This is a genomic window from Streptomyces sp. NPDC031474 (genome assembly GCF_055581185.1).
Map to the genome: position 1 here is coordinate 152,781 of NZ_JBVIJX010000015.1, position 22,384 is coordinate 175,164.

Annotated in this window: 21 protein-coding genes and 1 riboswitch; of the genes, 11 read left to right on the forward strand and 10 right to left on the reverse strand. The window is 69.6% G+C overall.

Annotated elements, in window-relative coordinates; all coding sequences use genetic code 11:
• The first annotated feature begins 14 nt into the window (after positions 1-14).
• Complete coding sequence (locus tag ACZ5SK_RS30770) at positions 15-1,130, forward strand: RNA polymerase sigma factor SigF (RefSeq protein WP_443041327.1); 1,116 nt, start codon at positions 15-17, stop codon at positions 1,128-1,130.
• Between the two features lie 55 nt (positions 1,131-1,185).
• Here the strand turns inward: ACZ5SK_RS30770 and ACZ5SK_RS30775 are convergent, their stop codons facing one another.
• Positions 1,186-1,626, reverse strand: coding sequence for a hypothetical protein (locus tag ACZ5SK_RS30775; protein WP_334577350.1), 441 nt, complete (start codon positions 1,624-1,626; stop codon positions 1,186-1,188).
• 146 nt (positions 1,627-1,772) lie between these two features.
• Between ACZ5SK_RS30775 and ACZ5SK_RS30780 the strand changes: the two genes are divergently transcribed.
• Together ACZ5SK_RS30780 and ACZ5SK_RS30785 are read left to right on the forward strand one after the other, a co-directional pair.
• On the forward strand, positions 1,773-2,741 hold the full coding sequence (locus ACZ5SK_RS30780) for a diacylglycerol/lipid kinase family protein (protein WP_334577351.1): 969 nt from the start codon (positions 1,773-1,775) through the stop codon (positions 2,739-2,741).
• Between the two features lie 319 nt (positions 2,742-3,060).
• Positions 3,061-3,318 carry a WhiB family transcriptional regulator gene (locus tag ACZ5SK_RS30785; protein WP_006380970.1) on the forward strand — a complete coding sequence of 86 codons (258 nt, stop codon included), beginning with the start codon at positions 3,061-3,063 and terminating at the stop codon, positions 3,316-3,318.
• A gap of 188 nt (positions 3,319-3,506) precedes the next feature.
• On the opposite strand, the gene ACZ5SK_RS30790 is transcribed toward ACZ5SK_RS30785, so the two are convergent.
• Together ACZ5SK_RS30790 and ACZ5SK_RS30795 are read right to left on the reverse strand one after the other, a co-directional pair.
• On the reverse strand, positions 3,507-4,982 hold the full coding sequence (locus tag ACZ5SK_RS30790) for a sensor histidine kinase (RefSeq protein WP_334577352.1): 1,476 nt from the start codon (positions 4,980-4,982) through the stop codon (positions 3,507-3,509).
• Positions 4,983-5,310: 328 nt separating this feature from the next.
• Complete coding sequence (locus tag ACZ5SK_RS30795) at positions 5,311-5,952, reverse strand: TetR/AcrR family transcriptional regulator (RefSeq protein ID WP_361701442.1); 642 nt, start codon at positions 5,950-5,952, stop codon at positions 5,311-5,313.
• Positions 5,953-6,060: 108 nt separating this feature from the next.
• Between ACZ5SK_RS30795 and nagB the strand changes: the two genes are divergently transcribed.
• On the forward strand, positions 6,061-6,846 hold the full coding sequence (nagB, locus tag ACZ5SK_RS30800; RefSeq protein WP_334577354.1) for a glucosamine-6-phosphate deaminase: 786 nt from the start codon (positions 6,061-6,063) through the stop codon (positions 6,844-6,846).
• 177 nt (positions 6,847-7,023) lie between these two features.
• On the opposite strand, the gene ACZ5SK_RS30805 is transcribed toward nagB, so the two are convergent.
• The 4 genes from ACZ5SK_RS30805 to ACZ5SK_RS30820 form a co-directional block, all read right to left on the reverse strand.
• On the reverse strand, positions 7,024-8,562 hold the full coding sequence (locus ACZ5SK_RS30805) for a glycoside hydrolase family 3 protein (RefSeq protein WP_334577355.1): 1,539 nt from the start codon (positions 8,560-8,562) through the stop codon (positions 7,024-7,026).
• A gap of 8 nt (positions 8,563-8,570) precedes the next feature.
• A complete protein-coding gene (locus ACZ5SK_RS30810) occupies positions 8,571-9,407 on the reverse strand; it encodes a carbohydrate ABC transporter permease (RefSeq protein WP_334577356.1) in 837 nt (278 codons plus the stop codon).
• Complete coding sequence (locus ACZ5SK_RS30815; protein ID WP_334577357.1) at positions 9,404-10,402, reverse strand: carbohydrate ABC transporter permease; 999 nt, start codon at positions 10,400-10,402, stop codon at positions 9,404-9,406. Before ACZ5SK_RS30815 ends, ACZ5SK_RS30810 begins: the two co-directional genes overlap by 4 nt.
• Positions 10,403-10,518: 116 nt before the next feature.
• The gene (locus tag ACZ5SK_RS30820) at positions 10,519-11,799 is read right to left on the reverse strand and encodes an extracellular solute-binding protein (protein WP_334577358.1); all 1,281 of its coding nucleotides are present in this window, start codon (positions 11,797-11,799) and stop codon (positions 10,519-10,521) included.
• 357 nt (positions 11,800-12,156) lie between these two features.
• On the opposite strand from ACZ5SK_RS30820, the gene ACZ5SK_RS30825 reads away from it, so the two are divergent.
• From ACZ5SK_RS30825 to mctP, 3 genes are all read left to right on the forward strand, one after another.
• Complete coding sequence (locus ACZ5SK_RS30825; RefSeq protein WP_334577359.1) at positions 12,157-12,921, forward strand: GntR family transcriptional regulator; 765 nt, start codon at positions 12,157-12,159, stop codon at positions 12,919-12,921.
• A gap of 115 nt (positions 12,922-13,036) precedes the next feature.
• Positions 13,037-13,297, forward strand: a complete 261-nt coding sequence (locus ACZ5SK_RS30830) for a DUF3311 domain-containing protein (protein ID WP_099935991.1) — start codon at positions 13,037-13,039, stop codon at positions 13,295-13,297.
• Complete coding sequence (mctP, locus tag ACZ5SK_RS30835) at positions 13,294-14,922, forward strand: monocarboxylate uptake permease MctP (RefSeq protein ID WP_468157618.1); 1,629 nt, start codon at positions 13,294-13,296, stop codon at positions 14,920-14,922. Before ACZ5SK_RS30830 ends, mctP begins: the two co-directional genes overlap by 4 nt.
• A gap of 79 nt (positions 14,923-15,001) precedes the next feature.
• On the opposite strand, the gene ACZ5SK_RS30840 is transcribed toward mctP, so the two are convergent.
• Positions 15,002-15,190: a hypothetical protein gene (locus ACZ5SK_RS30840; protein ID WP_334577361.1), complete on the reverse strand. Its 189-nt coding sequence runs from the start codon at positions 15,188-15,190 to the stop codon at positions 15,002-15,004.
• On the opposite strand from ACZ5SK_RS30840, the gene ACZ5SK_RS30845 reads away from it, so the two are divergent.
• The 4 genes from ACZ5SK_RS30845 (at position 15,189) to ACZ5SK_RS30860 (ending at position 20,586) form a co-directional block, all read left to right on the forward strand.
• A complete protein-coding gene (locus tag ACZ5SK_RS30845) occupies positions 15,189-15,698 on the forward strand; it encodes a GNAT family N-acetyltransferase (RefSeq protein ID WP_361701437.1) in 510 nt (169 codons plus the stop codon). The two genes, ACZ5SK_RS30840 and ACZ5SK_RS30845, sit on opposite strands and share 2 nt — an antisense overlap.
• 52 nt (positions 15,699-15,750) lie before the next feature.
• Positions 15,751-15,890: riboswitch (cobalamin riboswitch) on the forward strand.
• 124 nt (positions 15,891-16,014) lie between these two features.
• A complete protein-coding gene (locus tag ACZ5SK_RS30850; protein WP_468576738.1) occupies positions 16,015-18,372 on the forward strand; it encodes a ribonucleoside-diphosphate reductase subunit alpha in 2,358 nt (785 codons plus the stop codon).
• Positions 18,372-19,385 carry a ribonucleotide-diphosphate reductase subunit beta gene (locus ACZ5SK_RS30855; protein WP_319345807.1) on the forward strand — a complete coding sequence of 338 codons (1,014 nt, stop codon included), beginning with the start codon at positions 18,372-18,374 and terminating at the stop codon, positions 19,383-19,385. Before ACZ5SK_RS30850 ends, ACZ5SK_RS30855 begins: the two co-directional genes overlap by 1 nt.
• Positions 19,386-19,611: 226 nt before the next feature.
• Positions 19,612-20,586, forward strand: a complete 975-nt coding sequence (locus tag ACZ5SK_RS30860; protein WP_468576739.1) for a GlxA family transcriptional regulator — start codon at positions 19,612-19,614, stop codon at positions 20,584-20,586.
• Here the strand turns inward: ACZ5SK_RS30860 and def are convergent.
• Positions 20,562-21,212, reverse strand: coding sequence for a peptide deformylase (gene def / locus ACZ5SK_RS30865; RefSeq protein ID WP_079659761.1), 651 nt, complete (start codon positions 21,210-21,212; stop codon positions 20,562-20,564). The two genes, ACZ5SK_RS30860 and def, sit on opposite strands and share 25 nt — an antisense overlap.
• Positions 21,213-21,372: 160 nt before the next feature.
• Positions 21,373-22,353: a tetratricopeptide repeat protein gene (locus ACZ5SK_RS30870; RefSeq protein WP_079659762.1), complete on the reverse strand. Its 981-nt coding sequence runs from the start codon at positions 22,351-22,353 to the stop codon at positions 21,373-21,375.
• Between the last annotated feature and the right edge of the window lie 31 nt (positions 22,354-22,384).

Consider the following 22,384-nt stretch of genomic DNA (forward strand, 5'->3'; position numbering starts at 1 on the left):
ACGGGGACGGGCCGGTGCGGGACGAAGAGCGCGGCACACGGGAGCTGCCGGCCGAGAGCGCCGAGATTCCAGTCTCTCCGGACGGTTCCCGACGCATGGCAGACGGCATCGACGGCATCCCCGAGCAGGCCCGGCCGCATCCGGAGGACCACTCGGCCTCCGCGCAGGCGGGTCTGCCGGAGGGAGCCGTGCAAAGCTCGCCTCGGGAGAGGCGGACCGGGGGCTCGCCCCCAGGCCGAGCAGAGGCGAGGGCTCGACAGAGGGCGACGGGCGGGACAATGAGCGAGCACGAGCGAGACGGCGAACAGAGCGTGTCCGGCACGCAGCACGAACCAGCGGCACCCCCAGCCCCAGCCCCGGTACCGGCGCCGGCGCCGGGGGACCGCAGCGGGGCGCGGGCGATGTTCATCGAGCTGCGCAAGCTGCAGGACGGCAGCCCCGAGTACGCGGAGATGCGCAACCAGCTGGTCCGCATGCATCTGCCGCTCGTCGAGCATCTGGCGCGGCGCTTCCGCAACCGCGGCGAGCCGCTGGACGACCTCACCCAGGTCGCCACCATCGGTCTGATCAAGTCGGTGGACCGCTTCGACCCGGAGCGCGGCGTGGAGTTCTCCACGTACGCGACCCCGACGGTCGTCGGCGAGATCAAGCGGCACTTCCGCGACAAGGGCTGGGCGGTGCGGGTGCCGCGCAGGCTCCAGGAGCTGCGGCTGGCGCTGACGACGGCGACGGCCGAGCTGTCGCAGCAGCACGGCCGCTCCCCCACGGTCCACGAACTCGCCGAGAAGCTGGCGATCTCGGAGGAGGAGGTCCTGGAGGGCCTGGAGTCCGCGAACGCGTATTCCACCCTGTCCCTGGACGTCCCGGACACCGACGACGAGTCCCCGGCGGTCGCGGACACCCTCGGCGCGGAGGACGAGGCGCTGGAGGGCGTGGAGTACCGGGAGTCGCTCAAGCCGCTCCTGGAGGACCTCCCGCCGCGCGAGAAGCGGATCCTGCTGCTGCGGTTCTTCGGCAACATGACCCAGTCGCAGATCGCGCAGGAGGTCGGCATCTCGCAGATGCACGTCTCCCGGCTGCTGGCGCGCACGCTGGCCCAGCTGCGGGAGAAGCTCCTCGTGGAGGAGTAGGGCATGCAGGAGTCGTGACGTCGAGCAGCAGCGGCGTCGCGGAGCAGCCGGCCGGCTACTCCGAGGTGCGGCCGGGCCCCCGGATCCCGAGGGCCCGCGTCGTCTCACCGTTGACGAGCAGCACGAGCGACGCGACGGCGACGGCCGCGAGCGCGATGCCCGCCGGAATCGCCATGCTGTCGGCCTGCAGCAGGTTGTAGGCCACCGGCAGCGCCATGATCTGCGTGATGACGGCCGGCCCCCGGCTCCAGCTGCGCAGGCCCAGCAGCCCACGGGCGGCGAGCAGCGGCAGCAGCGCGAGCACGATCAGCGTGACCCCGCCGGTGACGGCGGTCTGACGGTCGTCCGGGTCGCCGGTGATCCCCAGGACGAGCATCCACACCCCGCCGACGACGAGCGCCAGCCCCTCCAGGGCGGCGAGCGCGGCGGCGTACGTCAGCCGGCGCGGGCGGGGTTCTGCGGTTTCCGGGGCGACGGAGGTCTGCTCACTGCTCACCCCTGAAGGGTAGCCCGCGCCGTCCGCCGGGAATCGGGCCGCCCACGCACGCGCGCGGTGCTCGTGTCGAGGCTCACTGCGTGATCTCTTACCTGATCCCCACCTCGGCCTGTGGTCGGTTCTGCCCAGTAGGTACGCTGCAACTCATGCGTGCACTTCTCGTGGTCAATCCGGCGGCAACCACTACCAGTGCACGGACGCGCGACGTCCTCATCCACGCGCTCGCCAGCGAGATGAAGCTCGAGGCGGTCACCACCGAATACCGCGGGCACGCGCGTGACCTGGGCCGGCAGGCCGTGGACAGTGGAAATGTCGACCTGGTGGTGGCCCTCGGCGGTGACGGCACGGTCAATGAGGTCGTCAACGGCCTGCTGCACGCCGGCCCCAATCCGGACAACCTGCCGAGCCTCGCAGTGGTCCCCGGCGGCTCCACCAATGTCTTCGCCCGCGCCCTGGGTCTGCCCAACGATCCCGTGGAGGCGACCGGCGCCGTGCTGGACGCCCTGCGTGAGAACAGCGTGCGGACGGTCGGTCTCGGTCTGGCCGCGGGCACGCCCGGCACGGAGGACGAGGCGGTGCCGTCGCGCTGGTTCACCTTCAACGCCGGGCTCGGTTTCGACGCCGGAGTGGTGGGCCGGGTGGAGCAGCAGCGCGAGCGGGGCAGAAAATCCACCCACGCTCTTTACATCCGCCAGGCGGTGCGCCAGTTGTTGGGTGAGTCACACCGCCGGCATGGGTCGATCACCCTGGAGCGGCCCAGCGCCGAGCCGGTGACCGATTTGGTGCTGTCCATAGTCTGCAACACGGCTCCGTGGACGTATCTGGGCAATCGCCCGGTGTACGCGTCGCCTAAGGCCTCGTTCGATACAGGGCTCGACGTACTCGGTCTCAGCCGTCTGTCCACTGTCGCGGTTGCCCGGTATGGCACCCAGTTGCTCACTTCGTCCCCCGACAAGGGACCGCACGGCAAGCATGCCGTCTCACTGCACGACCTGGACCAGTTCACCTTGCATTCGAAGGTCCCCCTACCCCTCCAGATGGACGGTGACCACCTGGGGCTGCGCACCAGCGTGACGTTCACAGGCGTACGCCGTGCACTGCGTGTGATTGTGTGAGCAGAAAGGGCTGAAGTCCTTTCACTCGAACGTTTAGGCCAGGGTCCACCCCATGGAAGTACGGCTGTGACCTAGTCGACACCGAGGAATCAAAAAAAACTTTCCGGTAGGGGTTGTATCCGCCGCTGAGGTTTGCGAGTCTCTACGTGGCGATCGGGACGGCCCGCAACACCAGCCTCCACTGATCACCGGAACCCCTCTTCAATCAACAGGACCCCGTCGGCGAACCTGGCGGGCGGCCCTTCACTTGTTGAGGGATTCGTGAAAGCGTTCACATTCACAAGCAACCTGCACGTAATACCAAGGAGAGGTAGCAGCCATGGACTGGCGTCACAACGCCGTTTGCCGCGAGGAAGACCCCGAGCTCTTCTTCCCCATCGGCAACACCGGTCCTGCGCTGCTGCAGATCGAGGAAGCCAAGGCCGTCTGCCGTCGCTGCCCGGTTATGGAGCAGTGTCTGCAGTGGGCGCTCGAGTCCGGCCAGGACTCCGGCGTCTGGGGTGGTCTCAGCGAGGACGAGCGCCGTGCCATGAAGCGCCGCGCCGCCCGCAACCGGGCCCGTCAGGCAACCGCCTGACAACACCCGCCCCACAAGCCTGAGCTTGGCGGCGCGTACAGCTCGTACGCTTCTCCCGCCCCCGAGCCGCAGCGCGCAGTACCCCCGATGCGCAGCACACGCTGACAACGAGCATTCGAGCCCCGGACCCCTGAACGGTCCGGGGCTTCTTGCTGTGCGCCCGCCCCCTTGCGGATCTCTTGCGTGCGTTACTTCTGTGCCGCCACCGGAATGTCGAGGATGACCTGCGTGCCGCGTTCCGGGGCCGGGACCATGTCGAAGGTTCCGCCCAACTCGCCCTCCACCAGCGTCCGTACGATCTGCAGGCCGAGGTTGCCCGAGGTGTGCGGGTCGAAGCCCTCGGGCAGGCCGACGCCGTCGTCCTGGACCGTGACCAGGAGGCGGCCCTCCTTGGTGGTGCCGCCGCGGACGGCGGAGACCTCGACCGTGCCGGTGTCGCCCTCGCGGAAGCCGTGTTCCAGGGCGTTCTGGAGGATCTCGGTGAGGACCATGGACAGCGGGGTGGCGACCTCGGCGTCCAGGATGCCGAAGCGTCCGCTGCGCCGGCCGGCGACCTTGCCCGGCGAGATCTCGGCGACCATCGCCAGCACGCGGTCGGCGATCTCGTCGAACTCCACGCGCTCGTCCAGGTTCTGGGAGAGCGTCTCGTGCACGATGGCGATGGAGCCGACCCGGCGCACGGCCTCTTCGAGGGCCTCCCGGCCGCGCTCGGAGTCGATGCGACGGGCCTGGAGGCGCAACAGGGCCGCCACCGTCTGGAGATTGTTCTTCACCCGGTGGTGGATCTCCCGGATGGTTGCGTCCTTGGTGATCAACTCGCGCTCGCGGCGGCGCAGTTCGGTGACGTCCCGGAGCAGCACGAGCGCGCCGATCCGGGTGCCCTTGGGCTTGAGCGGGATCGCCCGGAACTGGATGACCCCGTCGTTGGCCTCGATCTCGAACTCGCGGGGCGCCCAGCCGCTGGCGACCTTGGCGAGCGCCTCGTCCACCGGACCCCGGGTCGGGGCGAGTTCGGCGGTGGTCAGGCCGAGGTGCTGACCGACCAGGTCGGAGGCGAGGCCCATGCGGTGGTAGGCGGACAGCGCGTTCGGGGAGGCGTACTGGACGATGCCGTCGCCGTCGACGCGGATCAGGCCGTCGCCGACGCGTGGGGCCGCGTCCATGTCCATCAGCTGGTTGGGGAACGGGAAGGAGCCGGCCGCGATCATCTGCGCGAGGTCGGAGGCGCTCTGGAGGTAGGTGAGCTCCAGCCGGCTGGGGGTGCGCACCGTCAGCAGGTTGGTGTTGCGGGCGATGACGCCGAGGACGCGGCCCTCGCGCCGTACGGGGATCGACTCGACCCGGACGGGGACCTCCTCGCGCCACTCCGGGTCGCCCTCACGCACGATCCGGCCCTCGTCCAGGGCCGCGTCGAGGAGGGGGCGGCGGCCCCGGGGGACGAGGTGGCCGACCATGTCGTCCTGGTAGGAGGTGGGGCCTGTGTTGGGGCGCATCTGGGCGACGGAGACATAGCGCGCGCCGTCGCGGGTGGGGACCCACAGGACCAGGTCGGCGAAGGAGAGGTCGGAGAGCAGCTGCCACTCCGAGACCAGCAGGTGGAGCCACTCGAGGTCGGAGTCGTCGAGTGCGGTGTGCTGGCGTACGAGTTCGTTCATGGAGGGCACGTCTGCGAGCGTACCTTCGGGTATGCGCGGGGCCTAAAACACCCGCGGGCCGCGGCGCCTGAGAGGGACCCTCAACCCTCCCGGCACCGCAGCCCGGAGCAATATCGGCCGCGGGGTGTGCGGTCCCGTCGACCGAAGGTGAGGATCCGGGGCAGTCAGGGCAGAGAGCACCGGTTCCTCGGTCCGCCTTCCTGTGCGGGGAAGACGGAAGTTCTTGGTGTTTCCGTGGTTCTCCCCGCCATTGTGGACTAGACCACTAGGTGTGTCCATGCGTGGGAGCTTGTTCGTTGTTGTGAGTATTCGAACGCCTTGTCATCCACAACGCAGCCTAGCCTGTGGGGGTTCCGGTGCGGGGCCAGATGTTGAGGGCAATTTCCGCGACCGCCTCCAGTTGCTCCCTGCTCGCTCCGTCGCGCGCCTGGTGCGACATGCCCTGGAAGACCGCGCCCACCGCGCGAGCGAGTGCGCCGGTGTCGGTGCCCTGCGGCAGCTCGCCGGCGGCGGCTCCGGCCGCGATGCGGCGCTCGACAGCGGCGAGGGCCGCACCCCGCCGCCTGCGCAGGGCGTCCTCGACCTCGGGAGTGGCGCAGTTGGTGGCCGCGTGGATCACCAGCGAGCCGTACGGGTGGCGGGGGTCGGTGAACTCGACGGCGGCCTCGCGCAGCAGGCGCTCGACGGCGGCGCGGGCGGTCGGCTCCTCGGCAAGGGCGCGCCCCGCGAAGGAGCCGTATGTGGCGCCGTAGACGTTGACGACCTCCTCGAACAGCGCGCGCTTGTCGCCGAAGGCCGCGTAGAGGCTGGGGGCGCCGATGCCCATGATCCGAGTGAGGTCGGAGACGGAGGTCGCCTCGTAGCCGTGCCTCCAGAACGCCAGGACCGCCTTCTCCAGCGCGGCCGCGCGGTCGAAGGAGCGGGGACGGCCGCGGGGCCGGGCTGCGGGCTCGGCCCCGGTCTGCTCACTGCTCACCATGAGTTCATTTTATAACGGGCACTAGAGAAACGTCGTCGGCACCCGATTCTGTTAGATTGTCTCCATAGATTGGTCTAAACCACACGGATACGAGAACGGTAGGCCAGCGTGGAAGTTGTCATCGTTCCGGACGCCCGGTCGGGCGGCGAACTCATCGCCGAGGCCATGGCGCAGCTCCTGCGGCGCAAGCCGGACGCGCTGCTCGGCGTGGCCACCGGCTCCACCCCGCTGCCCATCTACCAGGCGCTGGCGGCCAGGGTGCGCTCCGGCGCCGTGGACACCGGGCAGGCGCGGATCGCCCAGCTCGACGAGTACGTCGGACTGCCCGCCGAGCACCCCGAGTCCTACCGCTCGGTGCTGCGGCGGGAGGTGCTGGAACCGCTCGGCATCGGCATGGAGGCGTTCCTCGGCCCCGACGGCACCGCCTCGGACGTCCAGGCGGCCTGCGAGGCGTACGACCGCGCGCTGGCCGCGGCCGGCGGCGTGGACCTCCAGTTGCTCGGCATCGGCACCGACGGACACATCGGGTTCAACGAGCCCTGCTCCTCGCTGGCCTCCCGCACCCGGATCAAGACGCTGACCGAGCAGACGCGGGTGGACAACGCGAGGTTCTTCGACGGGGACATCGGGCAGGTTCCGCACCACGTCATCACCCAGGGCATCGGGACGATCCTGGAGGCGCGGCATCTGGTGCTGCTGGCCACCGGGGAGGGCAAGGCGGACGCGGTCGCGGCGACGGTGGAGGGGCCGGTGGCCGCGGTGTGCCCGGCCTCGGCGCTCCAACTGCACCCGCATGCGACGGTTGTCGTCGACGAGGGCGCCGCGTCCAAGCTGAAGCTCGCGGACTACTTCCGGCACACATATGCCAACAAGCCTGCGTGGCAGGGGATTTAAGGCGGTTTCGTCTGCCGGGTTCCGGTTCGGTGCGGGTTCCGTTTCGGTGCGGGTTCCGGTTCGGTGCGGGCTGCGGGCCGTGGGGCGTGGGGGCTGGTCGGGCAGTTCCCGCGCCCCGGAAGGACGCGATGGGCGCCGGTCCCTGACAGGGGGCCGGCGCCCATCGCGTCGTCATGACTACGCTCCCGCGATGACCTCGGCCGCCGCGCGGCCGCAGACTCGGGCCGCCCCGTGGGTGGCTATGTGGAGGGCGCCCCGGGGTGGGGCCTGGGGGACGCCCATTTCCACGACGACCGTGTCCGGGCGGGCCATGAGCAGGGTGTCGAGGGCCGCCGCCATCCAGGGGTGCCGGTGTTCGTCGCGGACCACGGCGACGATGCGCCGCTCCCCCGCCGCGACCAGCGCCGCGTGCCCCGCGTCCGGGCCGGCGAAACTGCCCGTCTCCGTGCCCGGCAACAGCCGGACCAGCTCTGCCGCCGCACCCCACGGGGTCTCGTCGCCGACGGCGATGTTCGCGACGGGGGTGAGCGCGGCGACGTACGGCGGTTCGGTGAGGGGGCTGAAGACCTCCCCGCCGGTGAGCCGGAGGGCACGGCGGGCGGCGATCAGACCGACGTCGGCACGCACGCGGCCGTCGCCGTCCCCGCCGTCACCGCCGTTATCGTCGTTCGCGGCCGTGGGCTTGGGCTCCGTGGCCGTCCATCGAGCGAGGTCCCGTACGCGGTCCGCGGCGTCCGCGAGGCGTTCCTCCGCGAGTTCGCCGGTGCGGACGGCGGTGACCAGGGCGTCGCGCAGGCGCCGTACCGTGTCGTCGTCCGCGAGGCCTCCGCCCACACAGATGGCGTCGGCGCCGGCCGCGATCGCGAGGACGCTGCCGCGTTCGATGCCGTAGGTCGCGGCGACGGCCTGCATCTCCATGCCGTCGGTGACGATGAGGCCGTCGTAGCCGAGTTCGTCGCGCAGGAGGGCGGTGAGGATGCGGGGGGACAGGGTGGCCGGGCGGGTCGGGTCCAGGGCGGGGACCAGGATGTGGGCGCTCATGACGGCGCGGGTCCCGGCGGTGATGGCCGCGCGGAACGGGGTCAGTTCGCGGTCCCCGAGCACGGGCGTCGCGACGTCGATCCGCGGGAGCGCGTGGTGGGAGTCGACGGCCGTGTCGCCGTGGCCCGGGAAGTGCTTGGTGCAGGCGGCCACACCGGCGGACTGCAGGCCCGTGACATAGGCGGCGGTGTGGCGGGCGACCAGTTCCGGGTCGGCGCCGAAGGAGCGGACGCCGATCACCGGGTTGGCGGGGTTGGAGTTGACGTCCGCGGACGGGGCCCAGTTGAGGTTCACCCCGCACGCGGCGAGCCGGCGGCCCAGTTCCGCGGCGACCTCCCGGGTGAGGGCGACGTCGTCCACCGCGCCCAGGGCGTGGTTGCCGGGGAAGCTGGAGCCGGTGCGCACCTCCAGGCGCGTGACGTCTCCGCCCTCCTCGTCGATCGCGACCAGGACGTCCTCCCGCTCCGCACGCAACTGCGCGGTCAGCGCGGCGAGTTGTTCGGGTGAGGTGATGTTCCTGCCGAACAGGCCCACCGACGCCAGGCCCTCGCCGAGCCGGCGCAGCAGCCAGTCGGGGGCGGTGGCGCCGAGGAAACCGGGTTGCAGGACCGTCAGGGCGTCGCGCGAGAGCCTGTCCTTGTCGAACGCGGTGGTGCCGCTGGCGAATGTCGTCATCGGGGGCGTTATCCCTTCACGGCGCCCGCGGTCAGCCCCGCGGCCATCTTGCGCTGGACAAGGAGGAACAGGGCGACGATCGGCACGGCCATCATCGTGGCGCCGGCCATCATCGGGGCGTACTCGGTGCCGTGCTTGGTGGTGAAGTTGCCGAGCCAGACGGTCGCGGTCTGGTTCTTCTGGCTGAGCAGCATCAGGGCGTACAGGTACTCGTTCCAGGCCAGGATGAAGCCGTAGACCGAGGTGGCGACCATGCCGGGGGCGAGGAGGGGGAGGACGACGCGGATGAAGGCGGCCGTGCGCGAGCAGCCGTCGACCATGGCCGCCTCCTCCAGCTCCTTCGGGACGTTGACGATGAAGCCGCGCAGCGTCCACACCGTGAAGGGGAGGATGAAGGTCAGGTACGTGATGATCAGGCCGGAGAGCTTGTCGTACTGGTCCAGGTCGTTCAGGAGCAGGAAGACCGGGATGATCATGGCGACGAGCGGGACCATCTGGACGGCCAGGATGGCGACGATCACGACCTTGCGGCCCCGGAAGGCGAACCGGGAGATGGCGAGGGCGGCCAGCATGCCGATGACGACGCCGATCGCGACGACGGCGAGCGAGACGATCAGGCTGCGGCCCACCGGGCCCCAGAAGTCGGCGATGTCCAGGGCGCGGCTGAAGTTGGAGAGCGTGAAGCCGGTCGGCAGCAGGCTCGGGTCCGGGTCGATCGCGTCCTTCGCGGGCTTGATGGCCGTGTTCAGCATCCAGTAGACGGGGAAGCCTGCGACGGCGAACACGAGGAGCCCGAGGAGGTTCCAGCCGAGGCGCGAGGACCGCCGGGGTGCGAGGGTGCTCATTCGACCTCTCCGATCTTCAGCATCTGGCGCATGTAGACGGCGACCACCCCGAGCAGCAGCAGCACGGTGACCAGGGCGATCGCCGAGCCCTGTCCGTAGTCGTTGACGACGAACGCGCGGTCGTAGGAGTACGTCGTCAGGAGCTGGAACTCGGCCTCCGGATGCCCGTTGCGCATGACGAAGACCTGCGGGAAGACGCCCATGTCCCAGATGACCGACAGGGTCGTGAGCATCACGACGATCGGCTTGAGGATGGGCAGCGTGACGTACCTGAAGACGCCCCAGGCGCCCGCGCCGTCGAGGCGGGCGGCCTCCTCCAGTTCGGCGGGGACCTGGGTGAGGCCGGCGCTGAGGGTGATGACCACGAAGGGGACCGCGCCCCACACCACCAGGAGCATGATGACCGCGAGCCCCTGCGGGCCGCTCGCGAACCAGTTGTGGCCGATCAGCTCGACGCCCGGCAGCTTGCTCAGGACGGCGTTGAGGATGCCGTAGTCGGCGTCGAACAGCCACTTGAAGACGGTGGTGGCGACGATGACGGGCATGCCCCAGCTCGCCACGAGCGCGATGTTGACGAGGGTCTTCACCCAGCCGGAGACCCGCTGGAGCAGCAGCGCGATCAGCATGCCGGCGACCATCGTGAAGATCACGCAGCCGGCCGCGAAGACGATCGTACGGACCACGACCTGCCAGAACTCGCCGTCGCCCAGCACGCCCGTGAAGTTGTCGAACCCGACCGACTTCGCCGGCTGGAAGCCCCAGAGCTGGGACTGTCCGAACTTCTGGAAGGAGAGGGTGACCAGCCGGACCAGCGGATAGCCCATCACCAGGGCGAGGACCAGCAGACAGGGGGCGAGCAGCAGCCAGGGGGTGGCGGCCCCGCCGGAACGCCGGCCGCGCCTTTGGCCCTTGGGTCCTGGCTCGCCCAGGGGCGGTGGTGGTGGCGACTGCCGCGTCGGCGGCACTTCGGCAGTGGTCGTGTCTGCGGCACTCATCCGCGCGCTCCTCAGCGGTCCCTCAGGTCGAACGGGTCGTACTGGTCGTACGGGTACGGGTCGTACGGGTCGTACGGGGAGCAGGGCCCTGCTCGCGGCAGGGCCCTGACCTCAGGTCACTTCGTGTTGATGACCTTGTCGATCGCGGCGTCCGCCGCCTTCGCGGCGGCCTCGACCGACTGCTTGCCGGTGCCGATGCTCTGCAGCATGGTCTGCAGGACCTGGGCCTTCTCGACCTGGCCCCAGCCCGGGGCCATGGGGACGAACCAGTTGGACTCGGCGGCGGTGGCCGGGACGGCCGTCTTCGGGTCTTTCTTGAGGGTCGCGAGGTCGGTCTTGTTGTTGGGCAGGTTGCCCTTGGCCATCAGACCCTTCTGACCCGCGGGGCCGGTGAACGCGTTGATCCACTCGGCGGCGAGGGCCTGCGCCTTCGACTTCACCGGGACGGCGAGGTCGGAGCCGCCCAGGAAGACGGGGAGGCTCTTGCCGGACGGGCCGGGCATCACGAAGTTCTCGAGGTTGCCCTTGAGCTTGCCGGTCTTGTCGTTCTTCGGGTCCTCGGAGGTCGCGCCCTCCCAGGCCGCGCCGAAGATCATGCCGGACTTGCCCTGGCCGTAGACGATGTAACGGTCGGACTCGTCCTTGGTCTTGTCGCCGTGCATGTACTTGTCGACGACGTTTTTGAAGTCGGTGAGGCCCTTGATCGACTCGGGCGAGGAGAGGTTGGCCTTCCACTGGCCGCCGTCCTCCTTGGCGATGGAGCCTCCGGCGTCGTAGACGAAGGACATGGCCGCATACCAGTCGCGGGTGGGCTGGTACCAGGCGGAGAACTGGTCGCCCTCCTTGTTCTGGACCTTGTCCAGGGCGGCGGTCAGCTCCGCGTACGTCTTCGGCGTGGACTTGACGCCCACCGAGGCGAAGAGGTCCTTGCGCCAGTTCCCGACGCGGCCGCCGGCGTAGTACGGAACGCCGTAGGTCTTGCCGTCGTACGTCACGGAGGCCTTGAGGCCGTCGAGCCAGGCGGAGGAGTTGTCGAACTTGGCGGCGTCCAGGGGGGCGAAGGCGCCCTTGACCATGTAGCCGAGCATCTCGGTGTTGCCCATCTCGACGACGTCGGGGGCCTTGTCGGTGGCGAGGACCGCGTCGAGCTTGGTGTTCTTGTCCGGCCAGCCGTAGTACTCGTGGTTGATCTTGACGCCCGGGTGTGCCTTCTGCACCGCGGCGTCGGCGGCCTTGACCAGTTCGGGCCAGTTGTTCTGCGCGTCGACGGTGAGCCAGACGGTCAGCTCCTTGGCGTCGGTGCCCTTCGAGTCCCCGCTCCCGCTGTCGTCCCCGCACGCCGCGAGGGAGACCACCATGCCCGCGATACCGATCGCGGCTATCAGCTTGCGCTTCACGCCATCCTCCTCAGGGATGCCACACCCCCCGCCCACGGGTCGGGACCTGAACCCAACCTGGACCTGGACCAATGGTGTAGACCAGTGCGCAGAGCTTGGCTCAGGCCAATAGGTCTGTCAAGGGTGGTCGAACCCCCTCCGACCAGCCGTTATGGGACCTACATATGCAGGAACCTTTAAGTAAGAAGCTGTCGAAAACATCGATACCGAAGGGTGCCGGGCCGGTAGACCATTTGCGCTGGTGGACTAGACCAGCAAAGGTTGCGACGGTATACAGAGAGGATCACGGAACGGCGCGGCGGCACTCGCCGCGTCCGTGCCACGATGTGACCCCATCCGTAGCCGGGAAGGCAGGCCATGAGCACCGACGTCAGCAGTGCGGAGAACGAGGGTGGGGCGACCGTCCGTACCGCGCGCGTGCCCAAGTACTACCGCCTGAAGAAGCACCTGCTCGACATCACGGAGACACAGTCCCCGGGCACCCCGGTCCCGCCGGAGCGCACTCTGGCGGCCGAGTTCGACACCTCGCGCACGACCGTCCGCCAGGCGCTGCAGGAACTCGTCGTCGAGGGCCGGCTCGAACGCATCCAGGGCAAGGGCACCTTCGTCGCCAAGCCCAAGGTGTCCCAGGCGCTCCAGCTCACCTCGTACACCGAGGACATGCGGGCCCAGGGCCTCGAACCGACCTCGCAGCTCCTGGACGTCGGCTACATCACCGCCGACGACCGCCTCGCCGACCTGCTCGACATCACGGCCGGCGGGCGCGTGCTGCGCATCGAGCGGCTGCGCATGGCCAACGGCGAGCCGATGGCGATCGAGACGACCCACCTGAGCGCGAAGCGCTTCCCGGCGCTGCGCAGGTCACTGGTCAAGTACACGTCCCTCTACACGGCGTTGGCCGAGGTCTACGGCGTCCATCTCGCCGAGGCCGAGGAGACCATCGAGACCTCCCTGGCCACCCCGCGCGAGGCGGGCCTCCTCGGCACCGACGTGGGCCTGCCGATGCTGATGCTCTCCCGTCACTCGCTGGACAAGGACGGCCAGCCGGTGGAATGGGTGCGGTCGGTCTACCGCGGCGACCGGTACAAGTTCGTGGCGCGCCTGAAGCGGCCTGCCGAGTAGAGGCTCCGGAGTAGAGGCTCTGTGGAGGGTCTTCCGCTGGGCTTATCCGTCACTTACATTGCCTGCGCATTACATCTGTGATCAAGGCGATCAGAGTGAGGGGACGGAACCGCCGATGTCCGACGAAGAAACGAGGGAACCGGTGGTGACGCCTGTGCGCGTCGTCATCGCCCTCTGTCTGATCGCGCCCTTCGTGGCGATGCTGTGGGTGGGTTCGTACGCGAAGGTGGATCCGGCGTTCATAGGGATCCCCTTCTTCTACTGGTACCAGATGCTCTGGGTGCTGATCTCCACGGCGCTCACGATGATCGCGTACAAGCTGTGGCAGCGGGACCAGCGCGGCCGCACGACCCAGGGCGGGGGCGCGTCGAAGTGAACGACGGCGTGAACGGCGTGGCACTCGCCGTCTTCATCTTCTTCTTCCTGGCCGTCACGGCCATGGGCTTCCTGGCCGCGCGCTGGCGCAAGGCCGAGAACGAGCACAGCCTCGACGAATGGGGCCTGGGCGGCCGGTCGTTCGGCACCTGGGTCACCTGGTTCCTGCTCGGCGGCGACCTGTACACGGCGTACACGTTCGTCGCCGTGCCCGCGGCGATCTACGCGGCGGGGGCGGCCGGCTTCTTCGCCGTGCCCTACACGATCCTCGTCTATCCGCTGATCTTCACCTTCCTGCCCCGCCTGTGGTCGGTCTCCCACAAACACGGCTACGTCACGACCTCGGACTTCGTGCGGGGGCGCTGGGGCTCGAAGGGCCTGTCGCTGGCGGTCGCCGTCACCGGCATCCTGGCGACGATGCCGTACATCGCGCTCCAACTGGTCGGCATCCAGGCCGTGCTCGACGTGATGGGCGTCGGCGGCGGCGAGGACACCAACTGGTTCGTGAAGGACCTGCCGCTGCTGATCGCGTTCGGCGTGCTGGCGGCGTACACCTACTCGTCCGGCCTGCGGGCCCCCGCGCTGATCGCGTTCGTGAAGGACACGCTGATCTACATCGTCATCGCGGTGGCGATCATCTACATCCCGATCAAGCTGGGCGGCTTCGACGACATCTTCGCCAAGGCGGGCGAGGCGTTCAGCCAGACCAACCCGGCCACGGGCAAGCCGCGCGGCGCGCTGGCCCCCGCGGAAGCGGGCCAGTGGACGTACGCGACGCTGGCGTTGGGCTCGGCCCTGGCGCTGTTCATGTACCCCCACTCGATCACCGCGACGCTGTCCTCGCGCAGCCGAAACGTGATCCGCCGCAACACCACGATCCTGCCGCTGTACTCCCTGATGCTGGGCCTGCTGGCGCTGCTGGGCTTCATGGCGATCGCGGCCGGGGTCAAGGTCACCAACGGGCAGCTGGCGATCCCGCAGCTGTTCGAGGACATGTTCCCGGACTGGTTCGCGGGCGTGGCGTTCGCGGCGATCGGCATCGGCGCGCTCGTGCCGGCCGCCATCATGTCGATCGCGGCCGCGAATCTCTTCACCCGCAACATCTACAAGGACTTCATCAAGCCGGACGCGACGCCCGCCCAGGAGACGAAGGTCTCCAAGCTGGTCTCGCTGCTGGTGAAGGTGGGGGCCCTGGTGTTCGTCCTCACCATGGACAAGACGGTCGCCATCAACTTCCAGCTGCTGGGCGGCATCTGGATCCTGCAGACCTTCCCGGCCCTGGTCGGCGGCCTCTTCACCCGCTGGTTCCACCGCTGGGCGCTGCTCGCCGGCTGGGCGGTCGGCATGGTCTACGGCACCTTCGCCGCGTACGGCGTCGCCTCCCCGACGCAGAAGCACTTCGGCGGCTCGGCGAAGGAGATCCCGGGCATCGGCGAGATCGGCTACATCGGCCTGACGGCGTTCGTCCTCAACGTCGTCGTCACCGTGGTCCTCACCTTCGTCCTGAAGGCGGCCAAGGCCCCGGAGGGCATCGACGAGACCAAGCCGGAGGACTACACGGCGGACGCGGGGGACGCGGGGGTCCAGGTCGACCTGCCTCCGGCGACGGCGGGCAGCGCCCACTAGGGCGTGTGGGCAGCAGGGCCCGTTGCTGCCGGCAGAACGGCTCGCGGATCTCTCCCCGGGGCACCGAGCCCCGGGGAGGTCACGGGCAGAGCTGGAACTCGCAGTCGGGCAGAGAGGTCGAGCCCGGCGCGGGCGGGGTGGACGTGCCTACGTCGGCGGCGAGACGTCGGGCGCGCGGATCGAGGGTGTTCCAGCCCACCGAGGGCGGAATCCACAGACTGTGGCCATAAAGCCCCCGGGCGCGGGCGTGCGGCAGACTCGGGCCCATGGACATCGTGATACGGCGGGTGGAGAGCGGCGAGTTCGAGGCGCTCGGCGAGCTGACCGCCCGCGCCTATCTGGACGACGGCCTCCTCGACTTCGGGGAGAGCGACCCGTACCTCCACAAGCTCAGGAACGTCGCGGAGCGGGCGTCGGCCGCCGAGGTCCTGGTGGCCGTCGAGGGCGGCGTCCTCCTCGGCGGAGTCACCTTCGTCCCGGGCCCGGGCAACCTCATGACGGACATCGCGGGCCCCGGCGAGACCGAGATCCGTATGCTCGCGGTCGGGCGTAGCGCTCGTGGCCGGGGCGCGGGCGAGGCTCTGGTGCGGGCCTGCGTCGAGCGCGCGCGAGCCGTCGAGGGCTGCACCACCGTCGTCCTGTCGACCCAGAGCACCATGTACGCCGCCCACCGCATCTACGGACGTCTCGGCTTCGTCCGTACACCCGAGCGGGACTGGAACCCCGTGCCGGAGCTGAGCGACTTCACTCTCCTCACCTATAAGTTGACGCTCTGAATCCACCCCGACACAACATCTGGGGGTGGCGTGACAGGCGAGCACAAGATGTATGCTCATGCTCGCTGTCGCCGCAGGGGAATCCGGTGCGAATCCGGAACTGTCCCGCAACGGTGTACTTGTGCACATCTGTATTCAAAGCAGCCGCGCACGAGCGTCAGTCCGAGGACCTGCCGACAGCGTGCCCGGCCCATCAGGTCCGGGTGCCCTGACGTCCGGGCCTCGTGGAGTGGGCCGGTGGACGCGACGCCCCGTGCGCTCGTGTGCTGCCCCCTGCCCTCCGCCAGGCCCACCGCCGAGCGAGGGAGAGCCTCACGTGACCATCGCGCCAGCCGAACCGGCTTCAGTGACCGAGCTGGAGACCGACGGTCCCGGTACCGCGTTGCTGCGTACCCTGACCGAGCTGACCGCCGACCTGCCCGACGCCGACCCCGGCCGGGTCGCCGCCGCGGCCCTGCGCGGCCGGTCCGCCCGGGCCGACGAGGCGGAGCTGCGCGAGCTGGCCACGGAGGCGGCCGCCGGCCTGATCTCCGAGGACCCCGCCTACTCGAAACTGGCCGCCCGGCTGCTGACCGTCGGCATCGCCGCGGAGGCCGCCTCGCAGGGCGTCACGTCGTTCACCACGTCGGTCGCCGTCGGCCACCGCGAGGGCCTGATCGCGGACCGCACCGCCGAGTTCGCGCGCGTCCACGCGGCCCGCCTCGACGCGCTGATCGACGCCGACGCCGACGACCGTTTCGGCTACTTCGGCCTGCGCACCCTGCACAGCCGCTACCTGCTGCGGCACCCGATCACCCGCAAGGTCGTCGAGACACCCCAGCACTTCCTGCTGCGCGTCGCCTCCGGTCTCGCCGAGGACGACAGCGCCCGGTCCGTGGACGAGGTCGCCGCGCTCTACCGGCTGATGAGCCGGCTCGACTATCTGCCGTCCTCCCCCACCCTCTTCAACTCCGGTACGCGGCACCCCCAGATGTCGTCCTGCTACCTCCTCGACTCCCCGATCGACGAGCTGGACTCCATCTACGACCGCTACCACCAGGTGGCCCGGTTGTCGAAGCACGCCGGCGGCATCGGACTGTCGTACTCCCGCATCCGCAGCCGCGGTTCGCTGATCCGCGGCACCAACGGGCACTCCAACGGCATCGTCCCGTTCCTGAAGACCCTGGACGCCTCCGTCGCCGCCGTGAACCAGGGTGGCCGGCGCAAGGGCGCGGCAGCCGTCTACCTGGAGACCTGGCACTCCGACATCGAGGAGTTCCTGGAGCTGCGGGACAACACCGGTGAGGACGCCCGCCGTACGCACAACCTGAACCTCGCGCACTGGATCCCGGACGAGTTCATGCGCCGGGTCAACGCCGACGCCGACTGGTCGCTGTTCTCCCCCTCCGACGTGCCCGAGCTGGTCGACCTGTGGGGCGAGGACTTCGACGCCGCCTACCGCAAGGCGGAGGCGGACGGCCTCGCGAAGAAGACCATCCCGGCCCGTGACCTGTACGGCCGCATGATGCGTACCCTCGCGCAGACCGGCAACGGCTGGATGACCTTCAAGGACGCCGCCAACCGCACCGCCAACCAGACGGCCGAGCCGGGTCATGTCGTGCACTCCTCCAACCTGTGCACGGAGATCCTGGAGGTCACGGACGACGGCGAGACGGCCGTGTGCAACCTGGGCTCGGTGAACCTCGGCGCGTTCGTCGACGCCACAGCCGGGGACATCGACTGGGAGCGGCTGGACGAGACCGTCCGCACGGCCGTCACCTTCCTCGACCGGGTCGTCGACATCAACTTCTACCCGACCGAGCAGGCGGGCCGCTCCAACGCGCGCTGGCGGCCGGTCGGCCTCGGCGCGATGGGTCTGCAGGACGTCTTCTTCAAGCTGCGGCTGCCTTTCGACTCGGCCGAGGCGAAGGCGCTGTCCACCCGGATCGCCGAGCGCATCATGCTCGCCGCGTACGAGGCGTCCGCCGATCTCGCCGAGCGCAGCGGCCCGCTGCCCGCCTGGGAGAAGACCCGGACCGCCCGGGGTGTGCTGCACCCCGACCACTACGGCGTCGAGTTCACCTGGCCGGAGCGCTGGGCGGCGCTGCGCGAGCGGATCGCGGCGACCGGCATGCGCAACTCGCTGCTGCTGGCGATCGCGCCCACCGCCACCATCGCCTCCATCGCGGGCGTGTACGAGTGCATCGAGCCGCAGGTGTCCAACCTGTTCAAGCGCGAGACGCTGTCCGGCGAGTTCCTCCAGGTCAACTCGTATCTGGTGAACGACCTCAAGGAGCTCGGCGTCTGGGACGCCCGCACCCGTGAGGCGCTGCGCGACGCCAACGGCTCGGTGCAGGACTTCGCCTGGATCCCGGCGGACGTGCGCGCCCTGTACCGCACGGCGTGGGAGATCCCGCAGCGCGGCCTGATCGACATGGCCGCCGCCCGCACCCCGTACCTGGACCAGGCGCAGTCCCTGAACCTGTTCCTGGAGACGCCGACCATCGGCAAGCTCTCCTCGATGTACGCGTACGCGTGGAAGTCGGGCCTGAAGACCACGTACTACCTGCGCTCGCGCCCGGCGACCCGCATCGCCCGGGCCGCCCGGGCCACCGTCCCCGTTCAGCAGCCGGCGCCCGAAGAGGCCGTCGCCTGCTCCCTGGAAAACCCCGAGTCCTGCGAGGCCTGCCAGTAATGACCAGCCGTAACACGAACCTGCTCGACCCGGGCTTCGAGCTGACTCTGCGCCCGATGCGCTACCCGGACTTCTACGAACGCTACCGGGACGCCATCAAGAACACCTGGACCGTGGAGGAGGTCGACCTCCACTCGGACGTCGCGGACCTCGCGAAGCTGTCCGAGGGCGAGCAGCACATGATCGGCCGGCTGGTGGCGTTCTTCGCGACGGGCGACTCGATCGTGGCGAACAACCTGGTGCTGACGCTGTACAAGCACATCAACTCCCCCGAGGCGCGGCTGTATCTGTCGCGGCAGCTGTTCGAGGAGGCCGTGCACGTCCAGTTCTATCTGACGCTCCTGGACACCTACCTTCCCGACCCGGAGGACCGCGCGGCCGCCTTCGACGCCGTGGAGAACATCCCCTCCATCCGCGAGAAGGCCGAGTTCTGCTTCCGCTGGATCAACGAGGTCGAGAAGCTGGACCGCCTGGAGACCCAGGCCGACCGCCGCCGCTTCCTCCTCAACCTGATCTGCTTCGCCGCATGCATCGAGGGTCTGTTCTTCTACGGCGCCTTCGCGTATGTGTACTGGTTCCGCAGCCGGGGTCTGCTGCACGGCCTGGCCACCGGCACCAACTGGGTGTTCCGCGACGAGACGATGCACATGAGCTTCGCCTTCGACGTCGTCGACACGGTCCGCAAGGAGGAGCCAGAGCTCTTCGACGACAAGCTCCAGGAGCAGGTCACCGACATGCTCCGGGAGGCCGTCGAGGCCGAGCTGCAGTTCGCGCGCGACCTGTGCGGTGACGGCCTGCCGGGCATGAACACCGACTCGATGCGGCAGTACCTGGAGTGCGTCGCCGACCAGCGTCTGCAGCGGCTCGGCTTCGCCCCGGTCTACGGCTCCGAGAACCCCTTCTCCTTCATGGAGCTGCAGGGTGTTCAGGAGCTGACCAACTTCTTCGAGCGCCGCCCGTCGGCGTACCAGGTCGCGGTGGAGGGCACCGTCGACCTGGACGAGGACTTCTGAGGCTGCGGCCGAGGGGTCTTCGCGGCCTTCAGCTGACGGTCGATCCGGCGCTCGTGGAGCAGTCCCACGAGCGCCGGAGCCGTGAGGAGGAGGAAGACGGCCAGGGCGGTCAGGTATCCGGTGAGTTCGTTCATGAGGTAATCGTCGTCCTCGCCGGACACTCCTGACAGTGGCAGGACTGCCGTACACCTTCAAATTACTGCCACTCCTACGGCACACTGGCAGCATGCTGACGAACGTGGCCGCGATCCTCCTGGACGGTGTGCACCCATTCGAACTGGGCGTCGTCTGCGAGGTCTTCGGGATCGACCGCAGTGACGAGGGGCTGCCGGTCTACGACTTCGCCGTCGCCTCGGCGGAGGGGCCGACGCTGAGCACCCACGCGGGCTTCACCCTGAGCACGGAGCACGGGCTCGAACGGCTGGAGAGCGCCGACCTGATCGCCGTCCCCGCCGGGGAGACGTACGGCAGGCGGGACTTCCCGCCGGAGCTGCTCGACGCGCTGCGCCGGGCCGTGGACCGGGGGACGCGCGTGCTCAGCGTCTGCTCCGGGGTGTTCGTGCTGGGTGCGGCCGGACTGCTGGACGGGCGCCGGTGCGCGGTGCACTGGCGGCACGCCGAGCAACTGGCCCGGCAGTACCCGCACACCGTCGTCGAACCCGACGTGCTCTACGTCGACGAGGACCCGGTGATCACCTCGGCCGGCACGGCCGCCGGCATCGACGCCTGTCTGCACCTGGTCCGCAAGGAACAGGGCCCCGAGGTCGCCAACCGCATCGCCCGGCGGATGGTGGTGCCGCCGCACCGGGACGGCGGCCAGGCCCAGTACATCGAACGGCCGCTTCCCCGCTCACGGTGCGACACCGTCGGCGACGTGCTCGCGTGGATGGAGCAGCACCTCGACCAGGAGGTCACCGTCGAGCAGCTCGCCGAACGCGCCCATATGTCCCCGCGTACCTTCGCCCGCCGTTTCCAGCAGGAGACGGGCACCACGCCCTACCGCTGGCTGCTGCGTCAACGGGTGCTGCTGGCCCAGCAGTTGCTGGAGGCGACGGACGAGACGATGGACGCGATCGCCTGGCGGGCCGGCTTCGGCACGGCGGGCGCCCTGCGCCACCAGTTCGTGCAGGCGCTGGGAACGACCCCCAACGCCTACCGGCGCACGTTCCGCGGCCCTCAGTCGTTGGCGACCACGGGGTAGCGGGGCTCGTTCTCGGCCATCTGCCGCAGGGCGTCCTTGCGTTCGCGCTTGGACAGCCGGTCGATGTAGAGGTACCCGTACAGATGGTCGGTCTCGTGCTGCAGACACCGGGCGAAGTAACCGGTGCCGCGCACCTTGATCGGGTTGCCCTGCTCGTCCTGCCCGGTCACCTCGGCGTAGTCGGGGCGGGCGAGCGGCGCGTACGCGGTCGGCACCGACAGGCAGCCCTCGTTGCTGTCGTCCAGCCGGCGCCGGTCCGCGGGGAGTTCGACGAGCTTGGGGTTGCAGACGACGCCGGTGTGCCGGGCGCCCTCGTCGTCGGGGCAGTCGTAGACGAAGACCTTCAGGTCGACGCCGATCTGGTTGGCGGCCAGGCCCACACCCTCGGCGGTGTGCTGCGAGGCGAACATGTCCGCGACCAGCCGGCGCAGCTCCTCACCGAACTCGGTGACGTCCTTGCACTCCTTGTGCAGCACCGGGTTCCCGACGACGGTGATCGGCCGCGAGGTACCGGCCTCACGCCAGGCCAGCTCGCGCGCCTCCGTCTCCTCGGTGTCGATGACGAAGCCCTCGTCGTCCACGGGGAGCACGCCCGCGTGCTGCTGATCGGTGTCCTGCTGCGCCATGACCGACGATGCCTTCCTGAAACCATGGGTGAACTTGCGGATACAGGGTACGGGCAGCACGCCTTCAAGGGGCGCGGGGAACTGCGCGACCAGCCCCGACGGACCCGCAGCCGAAAACCGGCCCTAGGGCCGCATCAGGCGACGTTCGCCTGATGCGGCACTAGCAAACCTCTTCAAGATCCCGCCAGTCCCGGGAATCAGGGCTGTCCGCAACCCACCCGTCCAACAACCCCCTCACCAGCGAAGCCGGCGCAGCCACCCCGCACTCCCGCTCCGGCATCCACAGCTGCCCGTCGGTCCGGTGACCGAGCGGGCCAGGGTGCCCCGGCTCACTGTGATCGTGCGGATCCAGATGCTCGCCGTCCCCCTCGTCCGACGGCATCCGCGACTCCGAGCACATCCGGCACAGCAACCGCACCGACGACGACCAGTCCTCCGCCGCGAACCCCGCGTCGGCGGCCAGCTGCTCCAGCGCGTCCCGGTCGGCCTCGCTGGCCGCCTCCAGGAGAACCACCCAGGTCGGCACGGGCGACGGCGCCCACAGCTCGATCTCGTCGAAGACCGGGTAGGAGTGCCCGGCGGACGTGGTCCGCTCCCCGTGGGGCACTCCGTCGTGCAGCACGACCTCGCCCCAGCGCCGCCCGGAGGAGGGCAGCGGGATCGACAGCACCTCCATGCGGGCGGGGTCCAGCCGCCGCCCCCACACCACCTCGGCCTCGCCCTCGGGCGACAGCCGCACGGCCGCGCTGCCCAGCTCCATGCCGACGGGCTCGCCCGCGCCGGTGGCGGCGCCCGGCACGTGCAGCCCGTAGGCCTGCCAGGCGCGGCGGGCCAGCGGCCAGTCCTGCAGGGCGGTCGCGGCGATGCCGACGTTCCACCAGTCGGGCGCCCCGGCCTCGCGGTCGAGCAGCGCGACGGCGCGCAGACCGGCGGTGCGGGCCTGCTCCCAGTCATGCCGGAACTTGTGCAGCAGGGCGAGGTTGAACCAGGACTCGGACAGCCAGGGTTCCAGGTCGGCGGCACGTGTCAGCAGCGCGCCCGCGTCCTCGTACCGCCCGTCGCCGATCAGCGTGAACGCGCGGTCTGTGGCCTGCCGCCAGGAGGCGGAGGGCCGGTGCCGTCCCTTGCCGAAGATCCTCACGATTCCCGCCTGCCAGTTCCGTTCTGTGGGC